We start from the raw sequence: 13952 nt of genomic DNA, 5'->3' as shown, positions 1-13952 counted from the left end.
TGCCTGGGATCCACCGGCCCGGCACGGCGCCTGCCTAGTGATCCCCGTCACTGTGCAATATACTAGGACATCCAAGGGTTTGGAAGGGCGACGCTGCTCTGCAGGCGTTGCATGACGAAGGGATACGTGCCCGTGCAGCCACAAGGACGTGCCAGCGGACCGTCGGCGCCAGCCGAAAACAGAGCGGAAGACAGAGCCGAAAACAGAGCCGAAGACAGAGCGGGATCAGACACAGCCGAATCCGCTACTGCGGTCGCCGCCCCCGTTGCTGCGGCGGAGCCGCCGTTTCCCGACGCCGACCTCATGTACATCGTGGACCTGCTGCCGCCGGACGAACAGCTCCGCTACCAGGAGGTCCGGGAATTCCTGCAGTCCCGGATCCGGGCCGCATCAATCGACTACTGGAACCGCGAGGAGTTTCCCTTCGGGCTGCTCGCCGAACTCGGCAAATACGGTTTGGGCGGGCTGCAGACGGACGGCACGTCCAAGCTCTTCAAGGGGCTCATGTATGTCGAGGTGGCGCGCGCCGACGTGTCCCTCTCGGCGCTCGTCGGGATCCACAACGAGCTGATCGTCGGCATGATCGACGAGCTCGGCTCGGAGGAACAGAAGGCGCGCTGGCTCCCTGGCCTCACCGCGTTCACCCAGCTCGGGGCGTTCGCCCTGACAGAGCCGGACCACGGCTCGGACATCGCCGGCGGCCTGGAAACCACCGCGCGGCTGGACGGCGATGAGTGGGTCCTCAACGGCGCCAAGCGTTGGATCGGCGCCGGCACCATCGCGGACTTCGCCCTTGTTTGGGCCCGGGACGTCGCTGACCAGCACATCAAGGGCTTCATCGTGGAGACGGACCGTCCGGGCTACACCGCAACGAAGATCGCCAACAAAATCGGCCTGCGCATCATGCAGAACGCGGACATCGTCCTCGACGAGGTCCGGATCCCGGCGGCCAACCTGCTGCCCGGCGCCACCAGCTTCTCCAAGGCCAACGAGCTCCTGCGCGATTCGCGGGCCTGGGTGGGCTGGCAGGGTGCCGGCATCCAGCTGGCCGCGTTCGACGTCGCGCGCGCCTATTCGCTGAAGCGCCGCCAGTTCGGCAAGGAACTCGCCCGCTTTCAGCTCATCCAGCAGCAGCTCGCCGAGATCCTGGGCAACGCGACCGCCTCCCTGGCCCTGATGGCCCAGCTCGCGCGCATCCAGGAAGAGGGCAAGCTCGAGATGGTCCAGGCCGCCATGGCCAAAGCGACCACCACGCGGCTGGCGCGTGCCTCGGTGGCGATGGGACGGTCCCTCATGGGCGGCAACGGCATCAGCAGCGACTATGAGATGGGCAAGCTCTTCGGCGACGCCGAGATTCTCTATACCTATGAGGGCAGCTACGAAATCAATTCACTGATCGTGGCGCGGGCCGTGACGGGAAAGTCCGCTTTCGTCTAGGCTCCGAGTGTGCCAGCGCCGTCCCGTGCCTGCCCGTTCTGTGCCGGCCCGGCTGTGGCAGGCTGAACCGCCGGGCTGGCGTGGCCGTAGCGGGACGTGCGGTTGCGGCCGCCGTTCTTGGCCTCGTACAGGGCCCGGTCCGCGCAGTCCAGGAGCGAGCCGGCCGCGGCGTCACTGTGCTCGCAGACTCCGGCAGAGATCGTCAGGAAACCCACTTCCCCGAACGGTTCGGACGCGATGGCCTTGCGGGCGCGTTCGGCGGCGCGCAGGGCCTCGGCGCCGTCCGTCGCCGGGAGCAGCCAGACGAACTCCTCGCCGCCGAACCGGGCCACGATCTCCTCGGCGCGGGCGACCGCCCGGAGCCTGGCCGCGACCTCCGCCAGGACCACGTCGCCCGTCAGGTGGCCGTGGGTGTCGTTGACCCTCTTGAAGTGGTCGATATCCAGGACGACGGCACTCAGGCTTGTCCCGCGGCTCAGGGCCAGCTCAACATGCTCGGCGAGGTGCCGTTCCAGGGCCCGTCGGTTGGGCAAGCCACTGAGGGCATCGGTAGTGGCCTGCTGTTCGAGGTCGGTCCGGGCCTCCGTGTTGCCGATGGCGATCTCGACGAGCTCCGCGAACTGGGCCAGCCGCTCCATCATCGCCTCCGTAACCCCGGTGCGCGACTTCGACGTCAGGCTCACGGCGCCCCACAGGCTGCCGCCGACCCGGATCGGCGCCGCCGCCGCGGACTGGAAGCCGCCGGCGCGCATCTGCTCCGCTGCCGGTCCACCTTCCGCCCGGTAGCGAACCAGGGCCGGCTTGCCGGTCACGGCCACCCGGACAGTGGCCGACTCGTCCGTCGGGGCGAAGATCTGCCGCCGGCTCAACGTCGGCGGCAGCGTCGGCGCCATGGCGACGATTTCCGCCGACGACGCGCCCGTGAAACGGACGACGGCGGCGGAATCGACGTTGAACAGGTCGCGGACAATCGCGGCGACCCGCTCAGAGATGGCAGCGGGGGCCGCGTTGCGGGCAACTTCGGTGGCTATCTCGTGCAAAGCCTCCCAAACCTTTTGTTGCTGCAGGCGCTCGGTGATATCAACCGCCACCACCATGCCGGCCGCGGCCTCGTCGTCGGAGTAGACCGGCCCGGCGTTCAGCCGGTAGGTGCGGTGGCCGATCTGCCGGCTCCAGGACACCTCGCGGCCGGCGAGGGCCGCGAGATAGCGCGGCTCGAGCTCGCTGGCGAGATTGCCCTTGAGCACGTCCTGGATGCGCTGGCCTTCGAGCTCTTCCCTGCGGTAGCCGAAGGTCTCCAGCTCCTGGCCTTCGGCGATCAGGTAGCGCAGCTCGGCGTCGAAGAGGAGGACGAAGACGCCGGGGACGCTCCGCGCCAGGGCGCGGTACCGGTCCATGTCCCGCTGCCGGCGCCGGTCGGCCAGGACACGCTCGGTGATGTCCGTGACCAGGACGAAGAAGCCCTGCACCGCGCCGTCCTGGGTATCGGGGGTGTAGGTCACCTCGGTGAAGCGGGACTGGCCCGCGGCATCCACCAGGGTCCGGTCGAACTGCTGCCGCTTCCCGGCGAGCGCCCCCTCGATGTGCGGCAGGTTGGCCTTCAGGACGGTCTCGCCGAGCACGTCCCGGACATGCATGCCGTGAAGCTGCTGGGGTGCGAAACCGAACCACTCGCAGTAGGCGTCGTTGGCCAGGCGGTTGCGGAGTCCCGTGTCCCAATAGCCCACGAGTGCCGGGATTCCGTTCAGGACAGCCCGCAGCTGCGCCGGAATCTCAGGCAGTGGCGACGGACCGGCATCGTCCCTGTTCAGCGGGCTGCGATTAGTCATTGCCCCAGTATCCATTGCAGGCGGCGGCATCGGAAAACCATCAGGGCATGAACCTGTAGCCGATGCCGGCCTCGGTGAGCAGATGGCGCGGGCTGGCGGTATCCGGCTCCAGCTTGCGCCGCAGCTGCGCCATGTAAACCCGGAGGTAGTTGGTCTCCTTGGCGTAGGCCGGACCCCAGACCCTGGAGAGCAGCTGCTGCTGGGTGATGAGCTTTTCCGGATTGCGGACCAGAACCTCCAGAATCTTCCATTCCGTGGGGGTAAGTCGGACGTCCGCGCCGTCCCTGGTCACCCGGTGCTTGGCCAAGTCCACGGTGAAGGCATCGGTCCTGACCACTGTTTCGCGCTCCGGTTCGACGCTGCGGCGCAGCAGCGCCCGGAGCCGGGCCAGGAGCTCGTCGAGGCCGAACGGTTTGGTGATGTAGTCATCCGCGCCGGCGTCGAGAGCCTCGACTTTGTCTTCGGAGCCGTGCCTGGCGGAGAGCACCAGGACCGGCGCGCTGCTGAACCCGCGCAGCTCCTTGAGGACACGGGTCCCGTCAATGTCAGGCAGGCCGAGGTCCAGGATGATGAGTGAGAGCGGGTTCTGGGTGGCGGCCAGCAGCGCCGAGGTCCCGTCCACGGCGGTGGTGACGGTGTAGCCGTGGGCCTGCAGGGTAATGCGCAGGGCCCGCAACAGGTGCGGGTCGTCGTCGACGACCAGGACGGCCGTCATGCGGTGTCCGGTCCGGACGTAAGGGGCAGCGCATGACCGCGGCGCGCCACCAGCGACCGGGGCTCGAACGGGGCCTGGGCGCGGTGCCCGTCATATGGGGTTCCCGTGGACAACGGAAGCCGGATAATCATCGTCAGCCCTCCGCCCGGTGTGGCTTCTGCGGTCAGGCTGCCACCCATGGCATCCGTGAACCCCTTCGCCACCGCAAGCCCGAGCCCGATCCCGGTGGTTTGCGGGGTGTCGTCGAGCCGCTGGAAGGGCCGGAACATTTCCAGGACGCTCTCCGCCGGGATTCCCCGGCCGTGATCGATGACCCGAAGCTCCCCGGCAGGGCGCCCTTCGAGAGTCGCAGGGCTGAGGCCGCCAGCCGCCCCAACAAGGACGATGTCCGAATCTGGAGCGTATTTCACGGCATTCTCGACGATGTTCGCAATCACCCGTTCCAGCATGCCGGGGTCGGCATCGACCTCCGGCATGTTCGGAGGCAGGTCCACGCGCACCCGGCCCGCGGTGACGGCGCTCAGGGAACCCGGTATGACCTCGTACCACCGCACGGGTTTGAGCAGGGGATTGACGGCATCCGAGGTGATCCGGGACATGTCCAGCAGATTGCCCACCAGCGCGTCCAACCGGTCCGAACACTCCTCGATCGTTGCCAGCAGTTCGTGTTCCTCTTCCTTGGTGTAATGGACGTCGTCGTGGCGCAGCCCGCCGACGGCAAGCTTGATCCCGGCCAAGGGGGTGCGCAAGTCGTGGGAGACTGCGCGGAGGATGGAGGTCCGCATCGTGTTGCTTTCGGCCAATCGCAGCATCTCCCGCCGGCTGGTCACCAACTGCTGGCGTTCCAGCTGGGCCGCCAGATGAACACCGAACGCGCCGAGGAGACGTCGGTCGCTGGCCGGCAGAATCCGTCCGAAGAGCACCAGGCGCGTGGAAGCGTCGATTTCTTCGACGTTGTCGCCGGTGGCATCGTCCCCTGGCGCGCCGGCGGGCAGGGCCGGAATTTCTCCCACGGCGGCCTGAAGTTGCCATCGCCGGTCTGGTCCTGCGCCGCTGTCGCCGTCCGCGAGGCCGTAGCCAAGGCTGAAAACAGCAGCACCGCGCACCTGGAAGACGCTCAGGGCTTGCTCCAGCAATGCCTGAACCGTGTCATCCGAGCCGACGGCACTGCGCGTCAGGTCACCGAGCGTCGTGGCTTCGGCGCGGGCCCGCGCGGCCTCTTTGGAGCGGCGGGCCGATAGGTCCACCACAACGGCAACGGCGGCTGAGACGCCCACAAACACCAGCAGGGCCAGGAAGTTCTGGGGATCGCTGATGGTGAGGTTGCCCAACGGCGGGGTTGAAAAGTAGTTCACCAGAAGGCTGCTCCACAGTGCGGCCAGGATGGCCGGCCACAATCCGCCGATCAGCGCCACCGCCACTGAACCGGTGAGCTGGACCAGCATGGCCGCGGCCACGTTCCGCTCCGGGTTCAGGAGCGACAGCAAGAGTTGCAGGACCACCGGGAGCAGCACCGCAAAGCCGAACCCGACGGCGACCCGGACCCGGCCCAAGTCGCGCTGCCGTGACGGGCGGGTTCCGCGGCCGCCGAGGGGGTGGGAGACCATATGGACATCGATGTCGCCTGAATCGCGGACTACCCGGGTGCCTACTCCGCCGCCGAGGAGGTTTCCGATCAGCCCGGCGATCTTCTTGTGCCGGGAGATGCCAACGACGATTTGGGTCGCGTTGACGCTGCGGGCGAAGTCCAGCAGGGCGGCGGCCGGATCCTCCCCGGTCACGATGTGGTAGCTGCCGCCCAGGTCCAGGATGAGATGGCGCTGGGCCTCAAGCGCCTGGGGGGATTCGCCGGCAACGCCGTCAGCGGCACGGACGTGGACCGCCAGCAGGTCCCCGCCGTTGACCCGGTTGAGGATGCGGGCCCCCCGGCGGATCAGGACTTCCCCTTCCGGGCCGCCGGTCAGCCCGACGACGATCCGCTCCCGGGCTGGCCAGCTTTCATCGATGCCCTGTTCGGCCCGGTACTTGGCGAGGCCCTCGTCCACCCGGTCGGCCAGCCACAGCAAGGCAAGTTCGCGCAGCGCCGTGAGGTTGCCCAGCCGGAAGTAGTTCGAGAGGGCCGCGTCGATCTTGTCGGCCGCGTAGATCTTGCCGTCGCCCAGGCGCTGGCGGAGCAGCTCGGGGGAGATGTCCACGAGGTGGATCTGATCCGCTCGGCGGACAACGTCGTCCGGCACCGTCTCCGCCTGGCGGACGTCGGTGATGGCGCTGACGACGTCCCCCAAGGACGCCAGATGCTGGATGTTGACCGTGGAGAGAACATTGATGCCGGCGTCGAGGAGCACGGCAACGTCCTGCCAACGCTTGGGATTCCGGCTGCCCGGGACATTGGAATGGGCGTATTCGTCCACAACCGCGGCCCCTGGCGCCCGGACCAGGACCGCGTCAAGATCCATCTCCTCAAACTCCGTGTCCCGGTAGGGCAGCCTCCTGGGCGGGATGACTTCGAGTCCCTCCAGCAGCGCCCGCGTCTCGCTGCGGCCGTGGTCCATGGCGAACGCGACGACGACGTCCTCGCCGCGCTTGCCGAGCCGGTGGGCTTCTTCGAGCATCTCGTAGGTCTTGCCCACACCCGGCGCGGCGCCCAGGAAGATCCGCAGCGTTCCACGTGCCATGCCGTCATTCTCTCACTTGGATTGTGCCGGCTGCGACGGCCGTGCGGCCGCCGCCACGGCGAGGTTGAGGGCAGTCACGTTGACCGACGGCTGGCCGAGAAACGCGACTAACCCACTGCTGGTGTGCTGCTCCACCAGGGAGGCAACGGCGTCGGCGCCCAGGCCGTTCGCTGCCGCCACCCGCGCCGTCTGAACCCTGGCGTACTCGGGTGAAATGTCCGGGTCCAGTCCGGAACCGCTGGCGGTCACGGCGTCGGCGGGCACCGTTGCCGGATCCACGCCTTCAGCCGCGGCGACGGCGGACCGGTTGGCGGTCACGGCCTCGAGCAGTTTCGAATCGTTGGGGCCCAGGTTGGACGGCGAGGACGACGCCGGATCCCACTTCGCAGCCGAAGGGCGGGCGTGGAACCAGCGGGGGTCCTGGACACCGGAATCGTTGGCCGCGGCCTGGACAATCAGGGCGGACGCGGCCGGGGCGCCGGCGCTGTCTTTGAGGATGGAGCCGTTGGCCTGGTAAGGGGCGATCAGTTGTCCGGTTCCGAAGACGGCGAGCGGGTACGCAAGGCCGAGGACCAGGGTGGCGAAGAGCAAGAACCGAAGGGCCGTGCCTGCCTGCCGGAGGTAGCCAGCGAGAGTGTTCATAGGGATTTTCCTAGCCGATTCCTGGGATGAGGGAGATCAACAGGTCGATGATCTTGATGCCGATGAAGGGTGCAATCAGGCCGCCGAGCCCGTAGATCAGCAGGTTCCGGGCCAGTGCCTGGTTGGCGGAGACGGCACGGTATTTGACCCCCCGAAGCGCGAGCGGAACCAACGCGATGATGATCAGGGCGTTGAAGATCACCGCGGACAGGATGGCTGAAGACGGGGTGGCCAGGCCCATGATGTTCAGCAGCCCTAGCCCCGGGAAGGCGGCGGCAAAAAGGGCCGGGACGATCGCGAAGTACTTGGCGACGTCGTTGGCGACCGAGAAGGTGGTCAGGGCGCCGCGGGTGATGAGCAGTTGCTTGCCGATGCCGACGATGTTGATGAGTTTGGTGGGGTCGGAGTCGAGGTCCACCATGTTGGCAGCGTCCTTCGCGGCGGGGGTTCCGGAGTTCATGGCGACGCCCACGTCCGCGGCGGCCAGCGCCGGGGCGTCGTTGGTGCCGTCCCCGGTCATGGCCACGAGCCGGCCTGCGGCCTGCTCCTTCTTGATGACCGCGAGCTTGTCCTCCGGGGTTGCTTCGGCCAGAAAGTCATCGACGCCGGCCTCGGCGGCGATCGCCTTGGCGGTGATGGGGTTGTCGCCGGTGATCATGACGGTCCGGATGCCCATTTGCCGCAGTTCGGCGAAGCGGGCATGCATGCCGGGTTTGACGACGTCGGCGAGGTGGATGGTTCCAAGGACGTCGGCGCTGCCGTCCTTGCCCACCTGGGCGACCAGGAGAGGTGTGCCGCCCTGGGCCGAGATTTCCGTGACCCGGTGCTCGACCTCCGCCGGGGAGTGCCCGCCGTACTCGGCAACGAAGGCCCCCACGGTGGAGGCGGCGCCCTTGCGGATCTGCCGGCCGTCAAGGTCCAACCCGCTCATGCGCGTGCTGGCGCTGAAGGGGACCACGGCGAAATCGTCGGAGCTGCGTTCGAGCGTGGTCAGATCGGCCCCGGTCACGCCCTTGTCCGCGGCGAGGTCCACGATGGAGCGCCCCTCGGGGGTTTCGTCGGCCAGGCTGCAGACCCGGGCCGCTTCGATGAGTTGGGTCCGGTCCACATGATCGGCGGGGAAGAAATTGACGGCGCGGCGGTTGCCGTAGGTGATGGTTCCGGTCTTGTCCAGCAGCAGGGTGGTGATGTCTCCGGCGGTTTCCACGGCACGGCCGGAGGTGGCGAGCACGTTGTGCTGGACCAGCCGGTCCATGCCGGCGATGCCAATGGCCGGGACAAGGGCCCCGATGGTGGTGGGGATCAGACAGACCAGCAGTGCGACCAGCACGATCGGGGACGGCGTGGCGCCGGCGAGGGCGGCGAACGGTGCCAGTGACATGGTGACGGCCAGGAAGACGATGGTCAGGGACACCAGCAGTACGTGGAGGGCGATTTCGTTGGGGGTCTTCTGCCGCACGGCGCCCTCGACCAGCTTGATCATGCGGTCGATGAACGTCTGGCCCGGCTCGGCGGTGATGCGGATGACAATCCGGTCCGAGAGGACCTTCGTGCCGCCGGTGACGGAGGACCGGTCACCTCCGGATTCGCGGATCACCGGGGCTGATTCGCCCGTGATGGTGGATTCGTCGACGCTGGCCAGGCCTTCGATGATTTCGCCGTCCGAGGGAATGACGTCCCCGGCCTCGCAGATCACCACGTCATTGAGACGCAACTCCGTGCCGGGGACGTCCCGGGTGGTGCCGTCGGGCTGGCGGAGCCGGGCCTGGACGCCCTTGCGGCTGGCGCGCAGGCTGTCGGCCTGGGCCTTGCCCCGGCCCTCGGCGATGGATTCGGACAACGTGCCAAAGAGGACGGTGAGCCACAGCCAGGCTGTGACCGCGATGCCGAACACGGACGGCCGGTACACCGAGATCGCGGTGCACAGGGCGGCCCCCGCCAGTACGGTGAACATGACCGGGGAATGGACCATCTGCCGCGGGGAGAGTTTGCGCACCGCGAGCGGCAGGGCGGCGAGGACGGACGCGAACGTGAGTTTTGCCGGGGCCTTGGTGTGGTGCTTGTGCTCGCCGGGGGTGCCGAGGGGGTTTCCGTCGGCGTAGGTCAGGGCGTCGGTGTCCGTGGCTAACGCCGTGTGGGACCGGGTCATTTGAGGAGTCCTTCTGCGAGGGGGCCCAGGGCAAGGGCCGGGAAGTAGCTCAGGGCGGTCAGGATCACTGTCACGCCGAGCAGCAGCGAGCCGAACAGGAGGCCGTGGGTGGGGACGGTGCCGGCGGAGGCGGGAACCTTGCCCTGACGGGCGAGGAAGCCGGCCAGGGCGATCACCAGGACGATCGGGAGAAAGCGGCCCAGCAGCATCGCCAGGCCCATCATGACCGAAAGGTATGGGCCCGACGTGGTGATGCCGCCGAACGCGGAGCCGTTGTTGTTGGCCCCGGAGGTGAAGGCGTAAAGCGCTTCGCTGAACTGGTGCGGGCCGGTGGCGGGTGCGTTGGCCATGATGTCCGGGAGCAGGACGGTGATGCCAGCCAGGGCGAGGACCAGGGTCGGGGTGACGAGGATGTACATGGCGGCGAGTTTCATTTCCGTCGGTCCGATCTTCTTGCCCAGGTACTCCGGGGTGCGCCCGACCATGAGGCCGGCGATGAAGACGGAAATGATGGACAGGATCAGCAGGCCGTAGAGCCCGGAGCCGGTTCCGCCGGGGGCGACTTCGCCGAGCATCATGTTCACCATGGCCACGCCGCCGGCCAGCGGCGGCAGGGAATCGTGGGCGGTGTTGACGGCGCCGGTGGAGGTCAGGGTGGTGGATGCGGCGAAGATCGCGCTGGGCACGGGGCCGAAGCGCTGTTCGAAGCCTTCGCCGAGGCCACCGGCCGCCGCCGTCGCGGTTCCCTGGCCGGCAGCGACGGCCCAGCCCATCAGCGAAACCGATGCCAGCCACAGGGTGCCCATCACCGCGGCCACCGTGTAGCCCTGTTTCTGGTCGCCCACCATCCGGCCGAAGGCATACGGGAGGGCGGAGGGGATGAGCAGGAGCAGGAACACCTCGAAGAAGCTGATGAGGGCGTTGGGGTTCTCGAACGGGTGGGCGGAGTTGGCGTTGAAGTAGCCGCCGCCGTTGGTTCCGAGCTCCTTGATGGCTTCCTGGGACGCGACCGGCCCGCCGGGGATGCTCTGGCTGATCCCGGCCGCGTGGTTGGTGACGTCGGTGGGCCAGAAGTTCTGCACGACGCCGCCTAGGACCATGACCAGGGCCGCGACGAACGCGATCGGCAGCAGGACCCGGAAGGTCGTCCGGGTCAGGTCCACCCAGAAGTTGCCGAGGCGCTGCGTCCTGGTGCGGGCAATGCCCCGGATCAGGGCGACGGCGACCACGATGCCGACGGCGGCGGAGAGGAAGTTCTGCACCGCCAGCAGACACATCTGCACGAAGATGCCTACCGTGGTCTCGGGGACGTAGGTCTGCCAGTTCGTGTTGGTCACAAAGGAAATAGCGGTGTTCATGGCCACCCACGGGTCGACACCGGGCAGCGAACCGCTGCCGGGCAGGACGCCCTGCAGCCGTTGGAGGCCGAACACGGCCAGGATCGAGACGGCCGAGAACGCCAGGACGCTGCGCAGGTAGACCGGCCAGGTCTGCTCGGTGCCGGCGTCGACCCCGGCCAGCCGGTAGAAGAGGCGCTCGGGCCGGGCTGACGTCGTGCCCTCGAAAACCCGGGCCAGGTAGATGCCCAGAGGCTTGTGCATGGCCGCCAGGACAATGAGTAGCGCCGCCACCTGGACAGCAAAGGACGCAGGGTTGAAGGTCATGATCCGGTCACCACTTTTCCGGATGGATCAGGACGGCCAGCAGGTAGCCGAAGAGGCACAGCCCTGCCAGCAACAGAACGAGCCACATCACCGCATCGGCGCTCACTTGCCACCCTCCGGCCGGTCATCGGCACTGCCGACCATCCCGGCCAGGACGTGGCCGATCCACATTACGAATCCCATCGACAGCATCAGGATTCCGATCACAGCCAAATCAGCCATTGGGCATTCCTTTCCTCGGTGTCCCCGTTGGGAGACAGCTCCAGTCAAACCCCGTCGCCGGCCCGAACCGGCGGTTTTAACGCTTCCTTGATGGTTGCGGCCTGGATCTTGATGCCGCATTAGCGGTGGCGGGTCCGGCGAGGCCGGCGACGCGCGGGAACCCGGACGGGCACCCGAAGCGCCGGTTTGAGGGCCGCGTTAAGGAACCATCAGGATTGTTCGCCGGACGGTAGCGGCGGCCTCCGGGGCTGGTAGCGTCTCGGACGGAAGCGGCGCGGTGTGCCGCGTGGAAAGGACATCATGACCACCCTCAGCCGGCCCCCGGCAGACCCCTCCGCGCCGCGGCCCGGCGCCGGGGAACACTTCAGGAACTGGCTGCTGTTCGGCCTCCAAGACGCCAAGGGAATCCACCAGGGGCCCGGGGCCGTGAGCGACAGCCACCTGAAAAAGCACTCGTGGTGGCAGGTCATGTGCCTGACCGGCGTGGACTACTTCTCCACCCTGGGCTACCAGCCCGCCATCGCCGCGCTCGCGGCCGGCGTGATTTCGCCGCTGGCCACCCTGGTCCTGGTGGCCGTGACTTTGCTGGGTGCACTGCCGGTGTACCGCCGGGTGGCCGGCGAAAGCCCGCGCGGTGAAGGGTCCATCGCCATGCTGGAGCGGCTGCTGCCACGTTGGGGCGGGAAACTCCTGGTCCTGGTGCTGCTCGGCTTCGCCGCCACCGACTTCATGATCACCATGACGCTTTCCGCCGCGGACGCGACCGCCCACGCCATCGAGAACCCCCTCGCCCCCGAGTGGATGCAGGGCCAGAACGTCGCCGTCACGCTGTTCCTGCTGGCTCTGCTCTCCGCGGTGTTCCTGCGCGGTTTCAAGGAGGCGATCGGCGTCGCCGTCGTCCTGGTGGGCATTTACCTCGGGCTGAACGTCGTCGTGGTCATCACAACGATCATCGAGGTCCTGCAGCACCCGGTGGCGGTCGACAACTGGTGGCTGGCCCTGACCACCCAGCACGGGAGCCCGCTGATGGTGGTGGGCATCGCGCTGCTCGTGTTCCCCAAGCTGGCCCTGGGCCTGTCCGGCTTCGAGACCGGCGTCGCCGTGATGCCGCAGATCCGCGGCCACGCCACGGACACCGAGGAGAACCCCCAGGGCCGGATCAAGGGTGCGCGCCGGCTGCTGACGACGGCGGCCCTGATCATGAGCGCGTTCCTCGTCACCACGAGCTTCACCACAGTGGTCCTGATCCCGGCGCAGGAGTTCCAGCCCGGCGGCCAGGCGAACGGCCGGGCACTGGCTTATCTGGCGCACGAATACCTGGGAAACGGATTCGGCACCGTCTACGATCTGAGCACCATCGCCATCCTGTGGTTCGCCGGCGCCTCCGCCATGGCCGGGCTGCTGAACCTCGTGCCGCGCTATCTGCCCCGGTACGGCATGGCTCCGGAATGGGCCCGGGCGGTCAGGCCGCTGGTTTTGGTGTTCACCCTTGTGGGGTTCCTGATCACCTGGCTGTTCGACGCCGACGTCGACGCCCAGGGCGGCGCTTACGCCACCGGCGTCCTGGTTTTGATGACGTCGGCGGCGATTGCCGTGACGCTGTCCGCACGAAGCCACCGGCAGCGCAAGCGCAGCATCGGCTTCGGCATCATCGCCGTCGTGTTCATCTACACCACGGTGGCCAACATCTTCGAGCGGCCCGAAGGCATCCGGATCGCCGCGTTCTTTATCATCGGGATCATCGTGATCTCCCTGCTCTCGCGCATCCGGCGCTCCTTCGAGCTCCATGCCACGCATGTGCGGATGGACACCCCGGCCCTGGAATTCCTGGCCGCCAATGAATCCGGACCCATCGCGATCATCGCCCATGAGCCGCTGCGGCTCACTGCCCAGGCGTACCTGGACAAGCTCACGTCCGCGATCGAGGTCAGCCACCTCCCGCTGGACTCCCAGGCGCTGTTCCTCGAAGTCGTGGTGGACGACTCCTCGGACTTCGAGACCGCGCTCGAGGTCCGCGGGGTCAGCCGGCACGGGTACCAGATCCTGGAGGTCCACGGGCCTGTTGTTCCGAACACGATCGCCTCCGTGCTGCTGCACATCCGCGACGTCACCGGGCTGATGCCGCACATCTACTTCCGCTGGACGGAGGGAAACCCGTTCACCAACCTCCTGCGGTTCCTGGCTTTCGGCGAAGGCGAGATCGCCCCGGTGACGCGCGAAGTGTTGCGCGAGGCCGAGCCGGACGTCACCCGGCGTCCGTGGGTCCACGTCGGCTGAGACCACGCCCGGTGGCAGGGGGGGCGGCCACCAACGCCTCGAACACAAGCGCCCCTCCGGAGGAATCCTCCGGAGGGGCGTTTGTGGTCTTCGGGGAAAGTGTCCCGGCCAGGCGGCCGGGGCTTTTTCCGGAGTACTTAGAGCGGGCGGATGTTCTCAGCCTGCGGGCCCTTCGGGCCCTGCGTGACGTCGAATTCAACCTTCTGGTTCTCGTCCAGCGAGCGGTAGCCGCTGGTAGCGATTGCCGAGTAGTGGGCGAAAACGTCGGCCGACCCGTCATCCGGGGCAATGAAGCCAAAACCCTTTTCGGCGTTGAACCATTTAACTGTGCCTGTAGCCATG

The 13952-nt window shown here is 67.6% G+C and carries 10 protein-coding genes; 2 read left to right on the top strand and 8 right to left on the bottom strand.

Annotation, left to right across the window (positions count from 1 at the left end):
• Positions 1–303: 303 nt before the first annotated feature.
• A complete protein-coding gene (locus tag AC1D0A_RS19105) occupies positions 304–1437 on the top strand; it encodes an acyl-CoA dehydrogenase family protein (RefSeq protein ID WP_243181414.1) in 1134 nt (377 codons plus the stop codon).
• Here the strand turns inward: AC1D0A_RS19105 and AC1D0A_RS19100 are convergent.
• Genes AC1D0A_RS19100 through AC1D0A_RS19070 form a run of 7 tightly spaced genes read right to left on the bottom strand, consistent with a single transcriptional unit; the run spans position 1434 to position 11217 of the window.
• On the bottom strand, positions 1434–3266 hold the full coding sequence (locus AC1D0A_RS19100; protein ID WP_476946548.1) for a sensor domain-containing diguanylate cyclase: 1833 nt from the start codon (positions 3264–3266) through the stop codon (positions 1434–1436). The genes AC1D0A_RS19105 and AC1D0A_RS19100 overlap by 4 nt on opposite strands.
• 40 nt (positions 3267–3306) lie before the next feature.
• Positions 3307–3981 (bottom strand): response regulator, encoded by a 675-nt coding sequence (locus AC1D0A_RS19095; protein WP_243181416.1) that lies wholly within the window; start codon positions 3979–3981, stop codon positions 3307–3309.
• Entirely contained in the window at positions 3978–6656 is a 2679-nt protein-coding gene (locus AC1D0A_RS19090) for a DUF4118 domain-containing protein (protein ID WP_243181417.1), read from the bottom strand. Before AC1D0A_RS19090 ends, AC1D0A_RS19095 begins: the two co-directional genes overlap by 4 nt.
• A gap of 12 nt (positions 6657–6668) precedes the next feature.
• Positions 6669–7298 carry a K(+)-transporting ATPase subunit C gene (kdpC, locus tag AC1D0A_RS19085; RefSeq protein ID WP_476943357.1) on the bottom strand — a complete coding sequence of 210 codons (630 nt, stop codon included), beginning with the start codon at positions 7296–7298 and terminating at the stop codon, positions 6669–6671.
• Between the two features lie 10 nt (positions 7299–7308).
• Positions 7309–9447, bottom strand: coding sequence for a potassium-transporting ATPase subunit KdpB (gene kdpB, locus AC1D0A_RS19080; RefSeq protein ID WP_476946547.1), 2139 nt, complete (start codon positions 9445–9447; stop codon positions 7309–7311).
• On the bottom strand, positions 9444–11111 hold the full coding sequence (kdpA, locus tag AC1D0A_RS19075; RefSeq protein WP_476946546.1) for a potassium-transporting ATPase subunit KdpA: 1668 nt from the start codon (positions 11109–11111) through the stop codon (positions 9444–9446). The genes kdpB and kdpA overlap by 4 nt, the downstream gene beginning before the upstream one ends.
• Positions 11112–11118: 7 nt before the next feature.
• Complete coding sequence (locus AC1D0A_RS19070) at positions 11119–11217, bottom strand: potassium-transporting ATPase subunit F (protein ID WP_018775954.1); 99 nt, start codon at positions 11215–11217, stop codon at positions 11119–11121.
• Between the two features lie 416 nt (positions 11218–11633).
• On the opposite strand from AC1D0A_RS19070, the gene AC1D0A_RS19065 reads away from it, so the two are divergent.
• Positions 11634–13610 carry an APC family permease gene (locus AC1D0A_RS19065; protein WP_476946545.1) on the top strand — a complete coding sequence of 659 codons (1977 nt, stop codon included), beginning with the start codon at positions 11634–11636 and terminating at the stop codon, positions 13608–13610.
• 137 nt (positions 13611–13747) lie between these two features.
• On the opposite strand, the gene AC1D0A_RS19060 is transcribed toward AC1D0A_RS19065, so the two are convergent.
• Positions 13748–13951 (bottom strand): cold-shock protein, encoded by a 204-nt coding sequence (locus AC1D0A_RS19060; protein ID WP_009357211.1) that lies wholly within the window; start codon positions 13949–13951, stop codon positions 13748–13750.
• Position 13952 lies beyond the last annotated feature (1 nt).

It is taken from the genome of Arthrobacter sp. P1_D4 (genome assembly GCF_056406115.1).
The sequence above is the reverse complement of the archived record's forward strand: the minus strand, read 5'-3'. Positions and strand labels throughout refer to the sequence as shown.